Raw genomic sequence first — 19,830 nt, 5'->3', positions numbered from 1 at the left:
TAAAATTGAGATAAATTTATGAAGTTATTATATATAAAATGGTGCGCTCGGCGGGGATCGAACCCACGACCCCAGGCTTCGGAAACCTGTACTCTATCCAACTGAGCTACGAGCGCATGTGTGGGGCACATCATAGGAAAAAAACACTTGCAGGTAAAGCACGAAATACGTACCAAGTGAATTTAATGCTTAATTAAACAGCAGCTTGTTATGTTTTAGTTCTTTTGCTGAATGAGCTGAATTGAATAATTAATAGAGTGAAGCGTATGTGCCAGCTCATGAGGGGGAATCCTTGACTCTTGCAAACTGGTAATCCATTGCATTTGGCACATTTTTAGTTCTTGAAAATTTTTAATTTGTTCTATTTTTTGAATAAGTGGTTTGGCCATAAGCCCACAGTATTGGCTTAAGCTTTGTTTCATTAATAGTTGTATTTCTTCAAAACTAAGTTGTTGAACAGGAATTGGTGGCTGAGTATTTTCAATATTTGAAGAATGGCATGATGGTTCTAGAGAAACTTTAATTTCTCTAGTCAGATCGGCACTTTCATTTTCATCTATGGTGCTTTTTTGTTGCGCTTTTACTTCTAAACTCGTGGTAGGTGATACTGAGAGAGCTATTTGTTCAGTAAATTCTGAATCGTTTTCGCTAATAGGGGCAATAAGCTTTAAGTCAATAAGTTGTTGAATGAGTTCTGGTGGAGCAATGCGTTTTTTAAACTCGGTATTGAGACTTTGAAAATCTTCATGATCAATTAATAGAAGTAAACGTCTTTGTTTGGCATTTAAAGCAATATTACGTTGTTGAAGCGCGACTCTTCCCAAATTGGTTCGATAAAAACCAGCCATCATTTTTCCCCAATATAAAAATGAAGCAGCCTGTTTGATTTTTTCTATCAAACAGTACTGTTCTTAATAAAATATAAATGGGGCTAACGATAAAACTCAAAAATGACAATATGATGAAGAATTTATGAATATCATCTATTTAGGCCGTTAAAATGCACTTTCTAATGCTTTACGTAGGTAAACGTCCAGCTCGTCTTGGCGCAATAGCCATTGAATATAATCTTTAGGAAGTTCAGCAATAGCTGTACCTTTATGCTTGCCAAAGTTAATTGTTGTGGGAATACGTGCTTCTTCAGAAACACGGTACAACTCTTCAATGTCATGAATATTTAAATGATAGACAATATGCATCAAGATATTGGCAGTTAAAATAATATCCGCATCGGCACGGTGCGCGCCTTTGAGTAATTCACGAGCTTTACTGCTGCCTTGAGAAATCATATAGATCAGTGCTGAGATATTATGCGCTTCTGCATCAGGCCAGGTTTTACGTGCTAAAGCTAGCGTACAAATTGGTTTGATATGAGAAACATCTACACCGCAACGCGCAATCGCGGCAATATCATAATCAATATTGTGGCCAATAATATAAGTTGTAGTGTCTGGCAATTTAAAAGTTTTATAGTGGGGCTGATTTTCTAAATCCGATTCTAATATATGGTGTACTGCCATAGCTGCGTAAGAGATAGGGGTCCCAACTTGATAAAGTTGATCAAACAATTTGCTTTTATCTAAGGTGAGCTTGCCTGCATTAATTTCAATTGGGGCATATGCAATTTCAATAGGCAAACCATTTAGTGTATGTGTTTCTGTATCTAAAATAATGGCTTGCATATCCGGCCCTTTAAACAATTACGAGTAACCAAGAATGTTAACAGTTGGCCTCGCACTTTAAAACCTGAAGTGAGGCGGAAAGTGGTGAGAACGACAATTTATATTAAAAATAGAATTTTTCAGGGATTGATTTTGTCGAATAGAACTTGCGGAAAATTAAGATTAGGCGTAATTGTTTTTAAGACATTAGAAAATATTGATTAAAAAACTAAAGCACAACAAAAATGGAATTTAAGGGAAGATATGCCAATGAAAATGAAACTATTAATGACGAGCGTTCTTAGTACGAGTTTATTTTTAGTCGCTTGTGGAGGCGGAAGTAGTGATGATGGCCCAGCTACTACTAATCCATCCGGAACTCCAACCAATAATATTCAAAATCCAGTTGTTAAAGTTGAAGCCTATACAAGTACTAACTTAGGATCAGTTGCCGCAGAAAGTAGTATTTTAACTTATAAAATGTTAGGTCAAAGTGGACAAGAAGTGCAGGCAACAAGTCTAGTGTTTACACCAAACACTCCACCACCAGTCGGCGGTTGGCCCATTGTAGTCTGGGCGCATGGCACTACGGGTGTGGCAGATGTATGTGCACCAAGTAAAGCAGCTTTAGCAGACAGTACAAAAGATTTAATTAGTAAATTATTAGCAGCAGGTTATGTTGTTGTGGCACCTGATTATGAAGGTTTGGGTACCCCAGGCATACATCCTTTCTTAAATGTTAAAAGTGAGGCTTTTTCAATTACCGATGCTGTGGTTGCAGCGCGTAACTATTTATCGCAACGTAATTTATTAACTTCGAAAAAATGGGTCACTGTGGGCCATTCTCAAGGTGGGCATGCTGCATTAGGAGCTGCACAGTATGCGAGCCGTGCACAACTAGACTATAAAGGTACTGTAGCTGTAGCACCTGCTTCTAATTTGGGAAGTATTTTAGTAGATGGAGAGGCACAAGTTGCGAATGCACCTATAGACATTAAAATTGGAATCTATGCACAGCTTGATACATATACAGCTTTGGTTACAGCTGGTATTCGCAACACACAGCCGAGCTTTGATTATGGACAAGTATTTACTTCACAAATTTCAAGTATTGCTGCCCAAGCAGAAAACCTTTGTTCTGGACCATTGTATGGAGCTTTTTATGAAGGTATGAGTAATTATGCTAAAGACCATAATGGGACACTAGATGGCTTTACACGTACACAACCTAACTTTATGGCTGTACCGTTAGTTAAAACATTTTTAGATAAAGATTCGCAGCCGTTACAAGTAAAAGTTACTACTCCAATCATCATTTATCAAGGGATAGCTGATCCTACAGTACCTAAATTGGCAACTGATCTATTGATATCTAATGCCACTGCTGCAGGCACTAAAATTAATAATTATGTGACGGGTAACTGGGATCATGGGACGGCAATGAGTAGTAATGTAGATAATATTGTTGGAAATGTTCAGTCTTTACTGGCAGCTCAATAGAGTTATTGATATTTAAAAACTTTTTAATATTTTTATAAGCTAAAATTAACGATGGATAAATTTAAAATATAAGCTTTAAACGAGCTTTTTAATTGATTTATAAACAATGGCTCATTTTTTATAAAACTTGAGCCATTTTTATTTAAAACTGAGCTAACTTCATTCTGTTTAATTATAAAGTTCATGCTACAATATGCCGCAATCTTAGCACGGCTTAAAAGCCCTAATTTATAGGACCCCCGCTAATGTTTGCCAATATTTCCATTTCTGAATTTGATCCAGAATTAGCTCAAGCAATTGCTTCTGAAGATGAGCGTCAAGAAGCACATATCGAGTTAATTGCATCTGAAAACTATTGCTCTCCTGCGGTAATGGAAGCGCAAGGATCAAAACTTACGAACAAATACGCAGAAGGTTATCCTGGCAAACGCTATTATGGCGGTTGCGAATTTGTAGATGTTATTGAGCAAATGGCGATTGACCGTGCTAAAGAACTTTTTGGTGCAGATTACGCAAACGTTCAACCACACGCTGGCTCACAAGCTAACTCTGCTGTTTATCTAGCGCTTCTTAACCCGGGCGATACAGTTTTAGGTATGAGCTTGGCTCACGGTGGTCACTTGACTCACGGTGCAAAAGTTAGCTTCTCTGGTAAAACGTATAACGCTGTTCAGTATGGTCTAAATGCTGAAACTGGTGAGATTGATTACGAAGAAGTTGAACGTTTAGCATTGGAACACAAGCCACGTATGATCGTTGCTGGTTTCTCTGCTTATAGCCGTGTTGTAGATTGGCAACGTTTCCGTGACATCGCGGACAAAGTTGGTGCTTACCTTTTTGTTGATATGGCTCACGTTGCTGGTCTTGTTGCTGCTGGTGTATATCCAAACCCAGTTCAAATTGCTGACGTAACAACAACGACGACTCACAAAACACTTCGTGGTCCACGTTCTGGTTTAATCCTTGCGAAAGCGAATGAAGAAATCGAGAAAAAACTTCAATCAGCTGTATTCCCTGGTAACCAAGGTGGTCCATTAATGCATGCGATTGCTGCTAAAGCAATCTGCTTCAAAGAAGCAATGTCTGACGACTTTAAAGCTTACCAACAACAAGTTGTGAAAAATGCTCAAGCAATGGCTGAAGTATTCATCGCTCGTGGTTATGATGTTGTTTCTGGTGGTACAGACAACCACTTATTCTTGTTATCTTTAATCAAACAAGACGTAACTGGTAAAGATGCAGACGCTTGGTTAGGTGCTGCTCACATTACTGTGAACAAAAATTCAGTTCCAAATGACCCACGTTCTCCATTTGTGACTTCTGGTATCCGTATCGGTACTCCGGCAGTAACAACTCGTGGTTTTGGTGAAGCTGAAGTTCGTGAACTTGCTGGTTGGATCGCTGACGTGATTGACAGCAAAGGTGACGAAAAAGTTATTGCTGATGTAAAAGCAAAAGTTGAAGCTGTCTGTGCAAAATTCCCTGTATATGCAAAATAATTTGTGTATATAAAAAAAGCGCCGTAAGGCGCTTTTTTTATTAACTACTCCAACCGCCTCCTAAAGCACGGATTAAATTGATGCTTGCAATGATTTGGCTACCTTTCAGCTGAGCTGCTAATTGTTCTTGTTGCAAAATAGTGCGGTCAGAATCAATGACATCAAGATAGCTAATAGCACCTTCTCGATAACGTAAATGAGAAAGTTGATTGGCATGACGAGAAGAGGAGAGTGCTTGGTTTTGAGCCTGAATTTGCTGATCGAGAATTCTTTGATCAGATAAACCATTTTCAACTTCGCGAAATGCATTCAGTACAGTTTGTCTATAGTTGGCGACGCTTTCCTCATAAGCCGCTCTTGCTTGAGCAACGCCTGCTTTACGTTGTCCACCATCAAATAAAGGTAACGACAAAATAGTACCAGCGACAGGCCCTAGTAAAAAAGTCCGACTCGACCATTTACCCAACTCGCTTAAACTTGAAGATTCATAACCTAAAGCTCCTGTAAGACTGAGTTTTGGGAAAAATGCTGCACGAGCAATTCCAATACGCGCATTATCTGCTGCCATTGCACGCTCTGCAGCCGCAATATCGGGTCGTCTTTCAAGTAAAGTTGACGGCAAACCGGCAGGGAGACGGATACTATTTGCAGTTAAAGGTTGAACTGCCAAGTTAAAGTCTGCTGGTGGTTTTCCTAATAAGACTGCAAGCGCATGTTCTGCACTGGCTCTGTTACGAGCAATATTTAGGGCAGTGGTTTGTGCGGTAGCAAGTTCGGTTTGTGCACGAGAAACATCTAATTCACTGACCAGTCCGTTTTTAAAACGAAGCTGCATTAAATCTCGTGTTTCACCTAATAATTTGATTGTACGGTTATAAATTGCCTGTTCGGTATCAAGTTGACGTATCAGAAAATAACCTTGGGCAACATCCGCTTGTAGAGCTAAAAGTGCCGACTGGTATAAAGCTTCTTGTTGCTGTAGATCTGCTGTTGCTGCGTTGACACTACTTGCTACACGACCAAATAAATCGAGCTCATATGAAACATTGGCTTGAGCGCGCCATAAGGTTTGAGCCGAAGTATGTGCATTGTCATCTAAACCGAGTGAAGCCGGAGACGGCTTTTGGCGAGTTGGCCCAAATCCGGCATCAATACTTGGTAAGCGTTCAGCTTGAGCTGCCGAACGTAATGCACGTGAAGCCTGAATATTTGCTGCCACCGCTTTTAGGTTCTGGTTGCCTGCGATAGCTTGCTGTTCAAGTTCGTTCAGTTGAGCATCATTGTAAATGCGCCACCATTCACCACGAGTTTGTTGATCGGCAGGTTGGGCAATCTTCCAGTTATTATCTTCAAGTTTGGGGTCAGATTCTTTGAATTTGACTGGCACTATAACTTTTGCAGGTTGATATTCTGGGGCCAATGAGCAGCCTGCAAGGAGCAGGCTTCCCATGAGTGAGGACAACAACCAGTTTTGTTTTGATGTAATCACCAAATGTCCTCCTTAATGATCGTGTGGGCTAGCTAACGGCGCTTCATGAACTGCCGCAGAATGCAGTTTATGTTTGCTGTTGAGGGTACGAATCAGAACGTAAAAGGCCGGGGTGAGGAATAAACCAAAGAATGTTACACCGATCATGCCGAAGAATACGGCAACACCCATCGCATGTCGCATTTCAGAACCTGCGCCAGTTGAAGTAACCAGTGGCACTACACCCATAATAAATGCAATAGAGGTCATTAAAATTGGGCGTAAACGTAGACGACTTGCTTCAACGGCTGCTTTAAAGGCAGTCGCACCTTGCATTTCAAGTTCCCGCGCAAATTCGACAATCAAAATAGCATTTTTACAGGCTAGCCCCACCAGTACCATTAGACCGATTTGGGTAAAGATGTTGTTATCTCCAGCTGTCAACCAGACACCTGTCAGAGCTGCTAAGATTCCCATCGGTACAATTAAGATAACTGCTAATGGTAGGGTTAAGCTTTCATATTGAGCAGCTAATACTAAGAACACGAGTAATACGCTAATTGGGAATACCCAAAGTCCAGCATTACCAGCCAAGATTTTTTGGTAAGTTAAATCTGTCCATTCAAACTTGATACCACGCGGTAGAGTTTGTGCAGCAATACGTTCAACCGCAGCTTCTGCTTGGCTAGATGAATAACCTGGGGCAGGGCCGCCGTTAATATCTGCTGATGTGTAACCGTTATAACGAACGACCATTTCAGGACCATAGGTTTGAGTTACATTCACCAATGAAGATAATGGCACCATTTGTCCGGCACTATTACGGGTTTTAAGCTGCAAAATATCTTCAGGGTTAGCACGGAAAGGCGCATCGGCTTGTGCACGAACCTGATAAACACGTCCAAAGCGGTTAAAGTCGTTAACGTACTGAGAACCTAAATAAATCTGCATAGTGTTGAAAACATCTGTCACAGCAACGCCTTGCTGTTTAGCTTTTACACGGTCCAGATCTACGTTGAGTTGAGGTACGTTAATTTGATAACTTGAGAACATTGGACCCAGTTCAGGGGCTGATTGTGCTGCTTTCATAAAGTTTTGTGCAGCATCATTCAAGGCTGAATAGCCTAAGGCACCTCGGTCTTCAAGTTGGAGTTTAAAGCCGCCCATAGTACCTAAGCCCATCACTGGTGGTGGTGGGAAAACAGCGATATAAGCATCTTGAATAGCTGAATATTTCTGGTTGAGCGCACCTGCAATTGCATTTGCAGATAAGTCTTTTGCCTTACGTTCATCAAATGGCTTTAAAGTCACAAAAACAATACCGGCACTTGAGCTATTGGTGAAACCGTTAATTGATAGGCCAGGAAAGGCAACCGCACTTTCTACACCAGGTTGTTTAAGCGCAGTATCACTCATTTTACGAATGACTGCTTCGGTACGATCTAATGATGCGCCGTTTGGTAGCTGCGCAAAGCTAATTAAATATTGTTTGTCCTGCGCAGGAACGAAACCGCCCGGAACAATATAGGAAATACCAACGGTTAAACCTAGAAGTGCTGCATAGACACCCATTGCCGAAGCTTTATGGGAAATGACACGGCTGACGCCTTGACTATAACGGTCTGAAGCACGTGAAAACACACGGTTAAACAGTGCAAAGAAACGTCCGAATACACGATTCATAATACGTGTTAAGGCATCCGGTTTAGCATCATGTCCTTTCAGTAACAGCGCTGCCAAAGCAGGAGATAGGGTAAGCGAGTTAAATGCCGAAATAACCGTTGAAATGGCAATGGTCATGGCAAATTGTTTATAGAATTGCCCTGTTAAGCCTGTCATAAAGGCAAGAGGTACAAATACTGCAACAAGTGTTAAAGCAATGGCAATAATCGGTCCACTGACTTCTCGCATGGCACGGTAAGTCGCCTCTCTTGGGTTTAAGCCTGCTTCAATATTCCTCTCGACATTTTCGACGACCACAATCGCGTCATCGACCACAATCCCGATGGCAAGTACCATTCCGAACAGTGATAGCGCATTGATTGAGTAACCAAAAGCGAGCATGAGCGCGAATGTACCAATAATTGAAACTGGTACGGCAAGCAATGGAATGATTGAGGCACGCCATGTTTGTAAAAATAAAATAACAACCACAACAACCAGTGCAATTGCTTCAAGTAAGGTATGAACGACCGCTTTAATACTGGCCCGTACGAATTGAGTCGGGTCATAAACAATGTCGTATTTAATTGAAGATGGAAAATCTTTTGAAAGCTCCTTCATTGTGCTACGCACTTGATCGGAAACTTGTAAAGCATTCGCACCTGGTGCTTGGAAAATTGGAATCGCGACCGCTTGTTTATTATCAAGTAATGAACGTAAGCCATATTGAGAGGCTGCAAGTTCAACACGAGCAACATCACCCAATCGGGTAACCGCGCCATCTGGTGCAGTTTTTAAAATGATATCTGCAAATTCTTGTTCAGTAGTTAAACGACCTTGAGCATTGACTGAAAGTTGTAAAGGGGAATTACTTGGTGAGGCACCGATTGTACCCGCTGCAACCTGAATATTTTGTTCACGGATTGCATTCACAATTTCGGTCGCGGTGAGGTTACGCTGCGCTACTTTTTGCGGGTCAAGCCATACACGCATCGCGTAGTCACCAGAACCAAATAATCCGACTTCACCAACCCCTTGTAAACGTGCCAAACGGTCTTTTACGTTGAGCACCGCATAGTTACGTAAGTAGGTCATGTCATAGCGATTATCTGGGGAGGTCAGATGTACCACCATAGTTAAAGTAGGTGAGCTTTTTAGTGTGGTTACACCTAAGCGCTGTACATCTTCAGGTAAACGGGGCATGGCCTGAGACACACGGTTTTGAACCAGTTGTTGCGCTTTGTCTGGGTCGATACCGAGTTTAAAGTTCACCGTAATGGTTAAATTACCGTCGCTGTTTGCTTGAGATTGCATATACAGCATGTCTTCGACGCCGTTGATTGACTCTTCGAGCGGAGAAGCAACCGTTTCAGCAATCACTTTTGGGTTTGCACCCGGATATTGGGCGCGTACCACCACAGATGGTGGAACAACCTCCGGATATTCAGAAATCGGTAATTGGAATACCGAAAGCAGACCGGCGAGTAAAATCAAGACTGATAGCACACCAGCAAAGATCGGCCGATCAATAAAAAATTTAGAAATATTCATATGTGATTAACCTTTTGCCGGAGTTGATGTTTTATCTGTTGGCTGAGGTTGAGGAGGAGTAGCGCTAGCAGTGATTTGTGAATTTGGCATAGGAACGAGATGCGGTGTAACAGGGTCACCCGGACGAATTCGCTGTAAACCATTCACTACAATACGATCACCCGCTTGTAATCCGCTATTTACGATTTGCAAGCCATCTTGTTGGGCACCGAGTTTTACTTCGCGATAAGCAGTTTGATTTTTCGCATCAACTACTACGACAAAACGTTTATCTTGGTCGACACCAACCGCGGTTGGACTAATCAGAATCGCTGGGCGAGGTTGGCCTCCACCTAAACGGATTCGTGCATATAGGCCCGGTAATAAAACACCGTTTGGATTGTCAAAAGTTGCGCGAACACGAATCGTACCTGAGGTTGTATCCAGGTTGTTATCGATTGAGTTGATCGTACCTTCGCGAGTAAAGCCTGTTTCATTGGCAAGTCCCATATAGACAGGTACTTGCGAAGAATTGCGCTGATTACTGATATATTTCAGGTAAGTTTGTTCATCAACATCGAAAGATGCGTATAGGCGTGATACAGACACTAAACTTGTTAAAACCTGTGCTCCGTTACCTGCAGAAACCACATTACCAACGGTGACTTCGGCACGGGAAATTCGACCACTGACTGGTGCAGTAATACGGGTGTATTCCAGATTTAAGCGGGCAGATTGGACAGCAGCTCTAGCGGCTTGTAGGTTAGCATTTGCTGAACGTGCATCATTTTCGGCTAAATCCAGTTCTTGGCGAGAAACAGCATTACTCTGAATGAGACGTTGAATACGCGAAAGATTGCTGGCGGTATATGTTACCTGTGCTTCAGCTGAAGCAAGCTGGGCTTTTGCACGGTTCAGTTCTGCTTCAAAAGGACGAGGGTCGATTGTGAAAAGTAAATCACCTTTTTTAACGAGGCTTCCATCTTTGAAATGTACGGCAATGAGTTTTCCTGAAACTTGAGGTCGAATATCAACTTGATCAATTGCTTCTAAACGACCGGAATATTCTTGCCAATCGGTAATGGTTTTGCTTACTACTGTGGCTACATCAACAGTAGCAGCTTGTTGGGCAGCGGTTGGTGCAGCTTTTGCATCGGCATTTTCATGTAACAACATAAAACTGCCACCGGTTGCTAAAATAGCGACAAAGATGGCAGACAGTGCAAACTGTTTGCGGGAAAATGACATGAGGTGCTCCTAGTTATTTGGATACCTGTTTTCAGACTTTTAGTTATGGTCCGTATGGGAGAAACAGGGTTTATGGAATGGACGGAGCATAAAAGTTTGTCAATCACGAATAAATATATTAAATTTGATAACACTATTCGTATTTTTATAACAATTGATGTGTTTGCACTAGAAAATGCATTAATAGGAGTGTGCGTGTGGATCTATTTCATGCCATGAGAGTATTCAACAAAGTTGTTGAAACAAATAGTTTCAGTTTAGCAGCTGATAGTTTGGGTTTACCGCGTGCTTCTGTGACTACAACCATTCAGGCTTTAGAGAAGCATTTGCAAGTTCGATTGCTTAATCGGACAACACGAAAAATTAGTCTCACACCGGATGGCGCCGTATATTATGATCGGACAGCCCGTATTTTAGCGGATGTTGCCGATATTGAATCTTCTTTTCATGATGCAGAGCGGGGGCCAAGAGGTCAGCTTCGTATTGATGTGCCTGTGTCCATTGGCCGTCTAATTTTAATTCCAAGGCTCCGCGATTTTCATGCACGCTATCCTGATATTGATTTAGTAATTGGTCTGAATGACCGACCTGTAGATTTGGTTGGAGAAGCAGTTGATTGTGCAATTCGGGTGGGTGAATTAAAAGATTCAAGCTTAATTGCGCGTCGTATCGGAACTTTCCAGTGTGCAACTGCTGCTTCACCGATTTATTTAGAAAAATATGGCGAACCTACCTCAATTGAAGATTTGCAAAAAAATCATAAAGCGATTCACTTCTTTTCAAGCCGTACCGGACGCAACTTCGATTGGGACTTTGTAGTTGATGATTTAATTAAAAGTGTGTCAGTACGTGGACGTGTTTCGGTAAATGACGGTGATGCTTATATCGACTTGGCTTTGCAAGGTTTTGGTATAATTCAAGGCCCACGTTATATGCTCACCAATCATTTAGAATCAGGTTTATTAAAAGAGGTATTGCCTCAGTGGACGCCAGCGCCGATGCCGATTTCAGCAGTTTATCTTCAAAATCGTCATTTATCGCTTAAAGTAAAAGTGTTTGTAGATTGGGTCGCTGAACTTTTTGCAGGCTGTCCATTACTTGGCGGTACAGCTTTACCTTTCGACCAGAAATGTGAATTTGCCTGTGATAAAGAAACTGGTCATGAATATACAATTCGTACTTTGGTCGAGCAGCATAATATTGCTGAAGCAAGAGTATTAAAAACTTAAACTTATTGTTTATTGTAGTTTAAAGATGAAAGCACCCTAGACCAAAAAGGTACTAGGAGTACTTTTTATTATATTTTATAGATGGGTGTTTTTAGAAAACACATTAATAATCACAATGCCTGCGATCATTAAAGCTAAACCAATGCAGGCAGCTAAGTCTAAATGTTGTTTGTAAAATATCCAGCCAATTGCAGAAATTAAAATAATACCTGCGCCTGACCAAATGGCATAGGCAATCCCGATTGGAATTGTTTTGAGCGTAAGAGATAATAAATAAAAAGCAACTGCATAACCCACAACCGTAATAATAGACGGAATTGGAACAGTAAAACCTTGAGATGCTTTTAATGCTGAAGTTGCAATAACTTCACAAGCAATCGCAATTGCTAAATAAAGATAAGACATGGGAAGCTGCGCCAGAAAGGGTTTTAATCAATCTACATGAGATGTTGATATAGTTTGACCTGTTTTAACGATTGTTCAATTTTTTTGGTACAAAAGTACCAGTAAATGGAACTAAACTGATAAATTGATTTTATCACTAGCAATATGCTCTAGACCATTTCTTCATTTATTTAATAGCTGGTCAGCATAGTCATAAAAAGAGGATCAGCGATTTTAACTTGATCCTCTAAATGGTTTTAAGAAGAGAATGAGCCAATTAAATTCAGGCCTTTAAATTTCTCTAATAATTGTTCTTTGTTTTCAATATGTGCAGGGTCTTGTTTAATGCAATCGATTGGACAAACCGCCTTACATGTTGGTGCATCATAAAAACCTACACATTCTGTACAACGAAGTGGATCAATTTCATAAACTTTGTTGCCTTCAAAAATAGCCGTATTGGGGCATTCTGGTAAGCACATATCACAATTGATGCAGTCACTCGTAATTAAAAGTGCCATATTTAACTCGCTGAATAAGCCAATGTAGATGCAGTAATACTTTCTTTTGCATGCGGCAAATTACGTATGAGTAGGGCATAACTGATATCAACATCTTGTGAAAGTGGAATCTCAACAAAATGTCCCGAACCTTTAGCATCTGTAATTGGGTTGCCTTTTAAATCGCGCATTTCGGTTAAGTTAAAGGTGATATTGCCTTGAGGCGTCATCAGCTCAAGTGAGTCACCCACCACAAAACGGTTTTTAACTTCAATCCGAATATAATTATCGCGACGTTCTACAACCTCTCCACAAAATTGTTGGTAGTCGAAATGTGATGATCCATCAGCATAGTTTTGATATTCGCTATGTACATGCCGTCTTAAAAAGCCTTCGGTATAACCGCGATTTGCCAACCCTTCGAGTTGGGTCATTAAGCTTGGGTCAAAAGGTTTACCTGCTAAAGCATCATCAATGGCTTTTCGATAAATTTGAGCAGTACGGGCACAGTAAAAATAGGATTTAGTACGGCCTTCAATTTTGAGTGAGGCGATGCCCATTTTTGTTAAACGATCTACATGTTGTACCGCACGCAAATCTTTGGAGTTCATAAAATAGGTGCCGTGTTCATCTTCTTCGGCAGCAAACATTTCTTCATCATTACGTTGTACGAGTAAAGTTTGAACCGAGGTTGTTTCTGATTGTCCTGATGAGCAGCAAGACTTTTCTGGGGTATTTAGCTGAGTGACTGGAATTACATCGCCGTTTAAATCTTCTTGGGCTTCATGCAGTTTATAGTCCCAACGGCAAGCATTGGTACAAGCACCTTGGTTGGCATCACGCTTGTTCATATATCCAGAAAGTAAACAGCGGCCTGAGTAGGCCATGCATAGAGCGCCATGTACAAAAACTTCGAGTTCAATATCTGGCACATGTTGCTGGATTTCTTCTATTTCTTCTAAAGATAATTCACGAGATAAAATCACACGGCTTAGGCCGTAGTCTTTCCAAAATTTAACAGTGGCCCAGTTAATAGCGTTGGCTTGAACCGATAGATGAATTTGTATTTCTGGAAAATGCTCACGTACCATCATAATTAAGCCGGGATCAGACATAATCAAAGCATCTGGCTGCATAGCCACAATCGGTTCAAGATCACGAATAAAGTTTTTTAATTTGCTGTTATGTGGCTGGATATTCACCACAACATAAAACTTTTTACCCAAAGCGTGGGCTTCATCAATTCCGATTTTTAAATTGTCATGGTCAAAAGCATTATTTCGTACACGTAAGCTATAACGTGGTTGTCCTGCATATACGGCATCTGCACCATAGGCAAATGCATAGCGCATGTTTTTAAGTGAACCTGCGGGAGAGAGAAGTTCGGTTTTCATAAAATAAAAGGCATAAAAAATATATGGTTTTATTTTATTAACTCTATATTTTCGATTCAACCTACTGAATTAGTAGGGATTTGATCTATATCTTTTTGTACAGGCAGCATATTTTTTGCTAACTCTCCTAAACGCATCAAAGCATTTAACATTTTAGGATTTAACTCAAAACAAGCTGCAATACGTAAACAATGACTAAAACGTTTATCAGCCGAGCACAAAATTCCCGGCATACATAAGATTTTTTCATCCATGGCCTGATGAAACAGTTCTAGGGTATCAATTGATTCGGGTAGCTCTAACCATAAAATAAATCCCGCTTGTGGACGACTGACTCGAGTACCGACTGGAAAATAACGACAAATATAAGATTTGATGGTGTCAATTTGTTGTTGATAGCGTTTTTTGAGCTGACGTAAATGTAGATCATATCCGCCATTTTCTAAAAAAAGTCCCAACGTTTCTGTGAGTAAAGCTGGCTCGGCAACAGTGGTTGTAAATTTAAGCTGCTGCACAATATTACGGAAGCGTCCAGCTTCTAGCCAACCAATTCGATAGTCGGGTGCCACAGTTTTGGTGTAGCTGCCACAGACCAAAACCCATCCATTTTGGTCAAATGCCTTAATGTTTGGCAAAAGAGGCTCGGTGAGTTGTAATTCGGCATACATCGCATCTTCAATAACAGGAATTTGGAATTGATTAGCGAGCTCTGCTAAGCGACGCCGGTTGTTTTCAGGCATGCTAAAACCAAGAGGATTATGTCCCGTTGGAATAGTTAATATGGCTTGTACGCTTTGAGATTTTAAGAGTTCTTCAAGTGCGTCTAGACACATCCCTGTATGCGGCGAAGTCGGCACTTCTACAATTTTTCGTCCTAAATTCTGAAGAAGTGGATATAAGTTATGAAAAGTAGGGATCTCAAGCGCTATGCTGTCACCTGCTTGGGTGGTTGCCATAATCGCGAGACTTAAAGCCTCCATAGTGCCATGAGTCAGCACAATGTCATCTGCGGATAGAAACATACCAAGCTGTAAACTACGTCTAGCAATTTGAGTACGTAAACGTATAGAGCCGGGCGGTAAAGTATAGCTTTTAAAAATATCCGGCTGTGTTCGTAAAACCTGAGCAGTTAAACGTTTTAAGCGTTCAATCGGGTAGAAATTTTCACCAGATGGGCAAGCTAGGGCCAAATTGATATAGTCGGGGTCCATCTGCTTTTTAACAATTTGCGCGAGAAAACAGCTAATTCCTGAAAGGGGCACTTTTTCTTCACTGATATAACGCTCCTCAAGATCTGGCAAGTTTGAAGGTGTATGGCAAACATAATAGCCAGACTGTGGACGAACAGAAATTAAACCTTGGTCTTCAAGCTTCCGATAAGCTTCTTTTACGGTGTTAATACTAACTTGATAATGTTGGGCACAGTCTCGAATTGATGGCAACCGAGAACCCACAGGTTGCCTGCCATTCTGAATTTGAAGAGTAAGGTCATCACTCACTTTTTTATATTTGTACATATCAATTTATTAAAAAGCAAAAGCAATGGATACACTTTATAGTGATCTCATATTTATCTCAAATATTGTGATTAATTTAGTTTAATACTTTTAATGGAGGATTTAGTTTTAAGAACTGTGTCTATTATTTTTCATATTAACTGATACTGTGACCATTAAAAATAAAACAGTAAGATCAAAAAATGGTGAGGATTTAAAGCCATATTTTAAATTATAAAATCAGTAGGAGTGGTCTATGTCTGTTGTCGCATTTAAACAAGTTGATGTTTTTACTTCACAAGCATTTAAAGGTAATCCTGTTGCAGTCATTATGGACGCCAGTACTTTAACGTCTGAGCAGATGCAAGCCATTGCGAACTGGACCAATCTTTCTGAAACCACATTTGTATTGCCAGCCACTGATTCACAAGCTGACTATCAGGTTCGAATCTTTACTCCACAAAGTGAGTTGCCGTTTGCAGGACACCCTACCATTGGTACAGCCTATGCTTTGCTTGAGGCAGGCCTAGTTAAAGCGAAAGAAGGTCAGCTGGTACAGCAGTGCGCTGCTGGTTTGGTGACTTTGACTGTAAGTGATTCAAAGCATATTTCATTTGAACTCCCTAAGCCTAAAATTACTCCACTTGATGCAATGTATACTGAAAAATTGGCAGAAATTTTAAAATGTAAAATTAATACACAATGGAATGCCGCATTGGTAGATGTCGGAGCCCGCTGGGTTGTATTGCAAGCTGTTAATGCTGAGGCTGTTTTGGCAAGTCAGCCTGATCTAAACGCTTTAAAGCAATTTAGTTTAGATATGAAAGTAACAGGCTCTACAATTTATGGATTTTATGAAGAAAGTAATGAGCAAAAGCGCATAGAAGTTCGTTCATTTGCTCCGGCATATGGAGTTTACGAAGATCCTGTTTGTGGTAGCGGTAATGGTAGCGTGGCATCTTTCATTCGTTACCATGGTATTTTGCCTGCGCAAAATGATGTGGTGCTTTCTTCTCAGGGGCAAGCTTTAGGGCGTGAAGGACAGCTTCAACTTGAATTACATCAAGATAAAATTTTAGTGGGTGGAGCTGCTGTTACTTGTATCGACGGTACGATTAAGTTGTAAAAACAGAAATAAAAAACCGAGGACTTTGCCTCGGTTTTTTAATTAGAAAAAATCTTATTTTTCTACGAACGCACGTTCAATGACATAGTCGCCCATTTCACCCATACGAGGTGATTCAACTAAACCGTGTTGGTCAAGTAACGCAGCAACATCTTTCAAGAATGCAGGGCTACCACAAAGCATTGCGCGGTCAGTTTCACGGTTGAAACGTGGTAAACCAATTTTTTCAAATAAAGCACCAGTTTCAATTGCAGTTGTTACACGGCCTTGAGTATGGAAAGGTTCACGAGTAACGGTAGGGTAGTAAACAAGTTTGTCTTTAATACCTAATTCTTCAAAGAACTCATTGTTTGGTAATTCGTTCAAGATTAGGTCTTGATAAGCTAATTCAGAAATATACCGTGTACCGTGAACCACGATTACTTTTTCAAAGCGTTCGTAAGTTTCTGGGTCACGAATAATTGACAAGAATGGAGCAAGACCAGTACCAGAAGATAATAGATACAAGTTTTTACCAGGTAAAAGGTCATCATGAACCAATGTACCTGTTGGTTTTTTAGAAACTAAAATTTCGTCGCCAACTTGTACTTTTTGCAAAATCGAAGTTAAAGGACCGTCTTGTACTTTAATCGAGAAGAATTCTAACTCTTCTTCGTAGTTCGCACTTGCAATCGAATATGCACGCATTAACGGTTTGCCATTCACTTCAAGTCCGATCATCACGAACTGACCATTTTTAAAACGTAAGCTAGCGTCGCGTGTAGTTTTAAAACTGAAAAGGGTGTCATTCCAGTGGTGCACATGAGTAATGCGTTCAACGTTAAAAGCAGCCATTAAAGGTCTCGATCACGATTAAAAGAAAACAGGTTGCTATTCTAATCTAATTTCATTCCCGATAAACTGAATATATTTAATTGTGTTTATAAGAAAAAGTGATGATGAATTCTGTCACCCTCCCAATAGTCGGGCACATGTGCTCACCTTTTCGAGAAAAATTTGGTATTCCACGTCAGCCTAATTTGGTCAATATCGAGTCTTATATCGAAATGGTAGAACCTTATAATGACTTATTAGCTTTTGAGGGAATCGAACAATTTAGTCATCTTTGGCTCATCTGGCAGTTTCATGACAATAAAAATCAGGAGACTGCAACTAAGTTTCGGCCTCAAGTTCGCCCACCACGTCTAGGGGGCAATGAGAAAATAGGTGTGTTTGCAACACGTAGTATGTATCGTCCAGCACCTATAGGCTTATCTGTAGTACGTTTAAACAAGGTTGAAAAAGTCGGTAAATCATTAAGAGTTTATGTTACTGGCAGTGATTTATTAAATGGCACGCCAATTTTAGATATTAAGCCTTATATTCAATATTCAGATGCAATTGTTGATGCTCAAAGTGGTTATGCGCAGGCTGAACCAGAACGAAAATCGGTCTTATGGTCTGAAAATGCATTGTCTACCCAGCAGTCTCTTTTTAAAAATAAAGAAATTAATGCCCAATATCTTGATGAATTAGAACAAGTATTATCATTAGACCCTAGACCTGCCTATCAAGAAGACCCTGAACGAGTCTATAAAATGAAATTTTCGAATTTTGATATTCATTTTAAAGTTAATGGCAATGTCATTACAGTTGTTGATATGGTTAAAGCTATTTAGAACCAATGTATGTTCATCCAGAGCAAGCTAATAAATATTGTCATATGCAAAATTTGGGCAGGTATGAAAGCAAGGGCATAATGCAGTCCACCAGAAATGGCAGAGTTAATGCTCTTGGCAATTGCATGAACAGCAAAGCCACCCATGAACGCGATTAATAACGACGTCTGAGAGTTATTTGGTTCACCTTGTACAATCACTGCTGCAATAGCGGCATGTATTTCGAACAAAGAGGCAAGTAGTGTCCCTGCGATTAAGCCTGCATTACCTAAATATAGACTTAGGCCATAAACCCCTGCCTGAATGAGCGTAAGTGTCCCAGCAATAATAATCGCTTCTTTTAAGCTGAACATTCTGGTATCGAGTTCAGATGAAGTCGTACTTGGTTCTGCCTTACGTAATAAGATGAAAGCCCATACCGCTAAAAAAGCCAATGCAATGAGTGTTGGAAATATAATGAGTTTGAACCATGCCAAACTTATACCGACGACAATAATTAAGGTTTGTACCAATGTGGAAACGCATGACATTAATGCTGCACCTGCATTTGTTTTTGCATTCGCGCGACCAGAGCGTACTTCTAAGCCTAGACTCGCGATGGTGGCAGTACTTGAAACAAAACCCGAGGCTAAAGAAGAAAGTAATAAGGCATTTTTAGAGGATAAAAGCCGCTTTGCAATATGTGCGAGGGCTTGTACAAATAAAATCAACGTCAGTAACTTTAAAATCACATGAGGGTTTAGAACGGGTCCCCAAAAAGGTTTATTGGGAACTAAGGGTAAAGCAATTAGAAGTAGAGCAAGTAAAAAAATCCCGTCGCGCAATTCTGATTCGGTAATCCATTGACTGGCAATGCCGTGCATTGATTGTTTTGCTAATAAAATAATCGTCATGATGACGGCGAGTCCCGCAGCTAACGAAATATTCCAGATACAAAGTGCCCCAATAAAGTAAGTCATAATAAAGGCAAGTTCTGTGGTGACACCGGGGTCATTTGGCTGATTTTTAAGAGATACAATACTGATCGCGCCTATAAGTAGAGCGCCTACAATCCCGATTGCGGTACCAAATAAAAAACAAACTGCTCCGAGTAAGGAACTAATTGCAAAAGAGCGAAAACCCGCGAAAGTTTTATATTCGTGTTTTAACTTACTTCGTTCGCGCTCCAGACCTACCAATAAGCCGCAGCCTAATGCAGCCGCAATGGTGGTAATAAACTCTTCAAAAGATACGGTTTGTAATGACATTGTCATTGGAAGATTCATAATACTTCCTCTTTGGTTTATTGTTATATGTAGATGTCAGCCATTTAAAAATCATGTATTCCATTTCAGTTTATGCTTTTTCTTGTATTGAGCCTAGTCTCTTTTTTAATCAAACTATCACAATAAGCATCTTTATAAATATGATCTACGACACAAAAAAATACTAAGTTGAGAATTGGATTAATTATTTGAAGTTCAAAGATATTTAAA

17 protein-coding genes and 1 tRNA gene are annotated in these 19,830 nt (G+C 40.3%); 5 read left to right on the top strand and 13 right to left on the bottom strand.

All coding sequences use genetic code 11. The features are described 5' to 3' along the window. Positions 1 to 39: 39 nt before the first annotated feature. From C1642_RS03220 to C1642_RS03210, 3 genes are all read right to left on the bottom strand, one after another. Positions 40 to 116, bottom strand: a tRNA-Arg gene (locus C1642_RS03220). Between the two features lie 99 nt (positions 117 to 215). Next, positions 216 to 851, bottom strand: coding sequence for a hypothetical protein (locus C1642_RS03215; protein WP_171304687.1), 636 nt, complete (start codon positions 849 to 851; stop codon positions 216 to 218). 144 nt (positions 852 to 995) lie between these two features. Then, positions 996 to 1,682 carry a putative quorum-sensing-regulated virulence factor gene (locus tag C1642_RS03210; RefSeq protein WP_001147934.1) on the bottom strand — a complete coding sequence of 229 codons (687 nt, stop codon included), beginning with the start codon at positions 1,680 to 1,682 and terminating at the stop codon, positions 996 to 998. Positions 1,683 to 1,931: 249 nt separating this feature from the next. Between C1642_RS03210 and C1642_RS03205 the strand changes: the two genes are divergently transcribed. Continuing rightward, positions 1,932 to 3,161, top strand: coding sequence for an alpha/beta hydrolase (locus tag C1642_RS03205; RefSeq protein ID WP_103235900.1), 1,230 nt, complete (start codon positions 1,932 to 1,934; stop codon positions 3,159 to 3,161). Between the two features lie 32 nt (positions 3,162 to 3,193). On the opposite strand, the gene C1642_RS03200 is transcribed toward C1642_RS03205, so the two are convergent. Further along, on the bottom strand, positions 3,194 to 3,346 hold the full coding sequence (locus C1642_RS03200; RefSeq protein ID WP_001985370.1) for a hypothetical protein: 153 nt from the start codon (positions 3,344 to 3,346) through the stop codon (positions 3,194 to 3,196). Between the two features lie 60 nt (positions 3,347 to 3,406). Between C1642_RS03200 and glyA the strand changes: the two genes are divergently transcribed. Further along, entirely contained in the window at positions 3,407 to 4,660 is a 1,254-nt protein-coding gene (glyA, locus tag C1642_RS03195; RefSeq protein WP_000457893.1) for a serine hydroxymethyltransferase, read from the top strand. A gap of 40 nt (positions 4,661 to 4,700) precedes the next feature. Here the strand turns inward: glyA and adeH are convergent, their stop codons facing one another. From adeH to adeF, 3 genes are read right to left on the bottom strand one after another with little or no spacing between them, the layout of a single operon-like run. Continuing rightward, positions 4,701 to 6,149: a multidrug efflux RND transporter outer membrane subunit AdeH gene (adeH, locus tag C1642_RS03190; protein WP_000633128.1), complete on the bottom strand. Its 1,449-nt coding sequence runs from the start codon at positions 6,147 to 6,149 to the stop codon at positions 4,701 to 4,703. A 12-nt stretch (positions 6,150 to 6,161) separates the two neighbouring features. Next, positions 6,162 to 9,341 carry a multidrug efflux RND transporter permease subunit AdeG gene (gene adeG, locus C1642_RS03185; RefSeq protein WP_001027060.1) on the bottom strand — a complete coding sequence of 1,060 codons (3,180 nt, stop codon included), beginning with the start codon at positions 9,339 to 9,341 and terminating at the stop codon, positions 6,162 to 6,164. A gap of 6 nt (positions 9,342 to 9,347) precedes the next feature. After that, positions 9,348 to 10,568, bottom strand: coding sequence for a multidrug efflux RND transporter periplasmic adaptor subunit AdeF (adeF, locus tag C1642_RS03180; protein WP_103235894.1), 1,221 nt, complete (start codon positions 10,566 to 10,568; stop codon positions 9,348 to 9,350). A gap of 197 nt (positions 10,569 to 10,765) precedes the next feature. On the opposite strand from adeF, the gene adeL reads away from it, so the two are divergent. Continuing rightward, a complete protein-coding gene (gene adeL / locus C1642_RS03175) occupies positions 10,766 to 11,797 on the top strand; it encodes a multidrug efflux transcriptional repressor AdeL (protein ID WP_002040670.1) in 1,032 nt (343 codons plus the stop codon). Between the two features lie 75 nt (positions 11,798 to 11,872). On the opposite strand, the gene abeS is transcribed toward adeL, so the two are convergent. From abeS to C1642_RS03155, 4 genes are all read right to left on the bottom strand, one after another. After that, positions 11,873 to 12,202: a multidrug efflux SMR transporter AbeS gene (gene abeS / locus C1642_RS03170; RefSeq protein WP_000121131.1), complete on the bottom strand. Its 330-nt coding sequence runs from the start codon at positions 12,200 to 12,202 to the stop codon at positions 11,873 to 11,875. Positions 12,203 to 12,438: 236 nt separating this feature from the next. Next, complete coding sequence (locus C1642_RS03165) at positions 12,439 to 12,702, bottom strand: YfhL family 4Fe-4S dicluster ferredoxin (protein WP_001196301.1); 264 nt, start codon at positions 12,700 to 12,702, stop codon at positions 12,439 to 12,441. Positions 12,703 to 12,704: 2 nt separating this feature from the next. Next, positions 12,705 to 14,075 carry a tRNA 5-hydroxyuridine modification protein YegQ gene (yegQ, locus tag C1642_RS03160; protein ID WP_045543910.1) on the bottom strand — a complete coding sequence of 457 codons (1,371 nt, stop codon included), beginning with the start codon at positions 14,073 to 14,075 and terminating at the stop codon, positions 12,705 to 12,707. 56 nt (positions 14,076 to 14,131) lie between these two features. Beyond that, positions 14,132 to 15,598, bottom strand: coding sequence for a PLP-dependent aminotransferase family protein (locus C1642_RS03155; RefSeq protein ID WP_103235893.1), 1,467 nt, complete (start codon positions 15,596 to 15,598; stop codon positions 14,132 to 14,134). Positions 15,599 to 15,827: 229 nt separating this feature from the next. Between C1642_RS03155 and C1642_RS03150 the strand changes: the two genes are divergently transcribed. Continuing rightward, positions 15,828 to 16,697 carry a PhzF family phenazine biosynthesis protein gene (locus C1642_RS03150; RefSeq protein ID WP_047481345.1) on the top strand — a complete coding sequence of 290 codons (870 nt, stop codon included), beginning with the start codon at positions 15,828 to 15,830 and terminating at the stop codon, positions 16,695 to 16,697. Positions 16,698 to 16,751: 54 nt separating this feature from the next. Here the strand turns inward: C1642_RS03150 and C1642_RS03145 are convergent, their stop codons facing one another. Then, the gene (locus C1642_RS03145; protein ID WP_000718711.1) at positions 16,752 to 17,531 is read right to left on the bottom strand and encodes a ferredoxin--NADP reductase; all 780 of its coding nucleotides are present in this window, start codon (positions 17,529 to 17,531) and stop codon (positions 16,752 to 16,754) included. Between the two features lie 104 nt (positions 17,532 to 17,635). Here C1642_RS03145 and tsaA point away from each other — a divergent pair, with 104 nt between their 5' ends. After that, positions 17,636 to 18,355 (top strand): tRNA (N6-threonylcarbamoyladenosine(37)-N6)-methyltransferase TrmO, encoded by a 720-nt coding sequence (gene tsaA / locus C1642_RS03140; protein WP_078202775.1) that lies wholly within the window; start codon positions 17,636 to 17,638, stop codon positions 18,353 to 18,355. On the opposite strand, the gene C1642_RS03135 is transcribed toward tsaA, so the two are convergent. Next, positions 18,352 to 19,620 carry an MgtC/SapB family protein gene (locus C1642_RS03135; protein WP_031962659.1) on the bottom strand — a complete coding sequence of 423 codons (1,269 nt, stop codon included), beginning with the start codon at positions 19,618 to 19,620 and terminating at the stop codon, positions 18,352 to 18,354. The genes tsaA and C1642_RS03135 overlap by 4 nt on opposite strands. Between the last annotated feature and the right edge of the window lie 210 nt (positions 19,621 to 19,830).

The sequence above is a fragment of the Acinetobacter sp. AKBS16 genome (assembly GCF_002899995.1).
In the GTDB taxonomy this organism is placed as follows: domain Bacteria; phylum Pseudomonadota; class Gammaproteobacteria; order Pseudomonadales; family Moraxellaceae; genus Acinetobacter; species Acinetobacter baumannii.
This window is presented reverse-complemented; position numbering and strand designations above follow the sequence as displayed.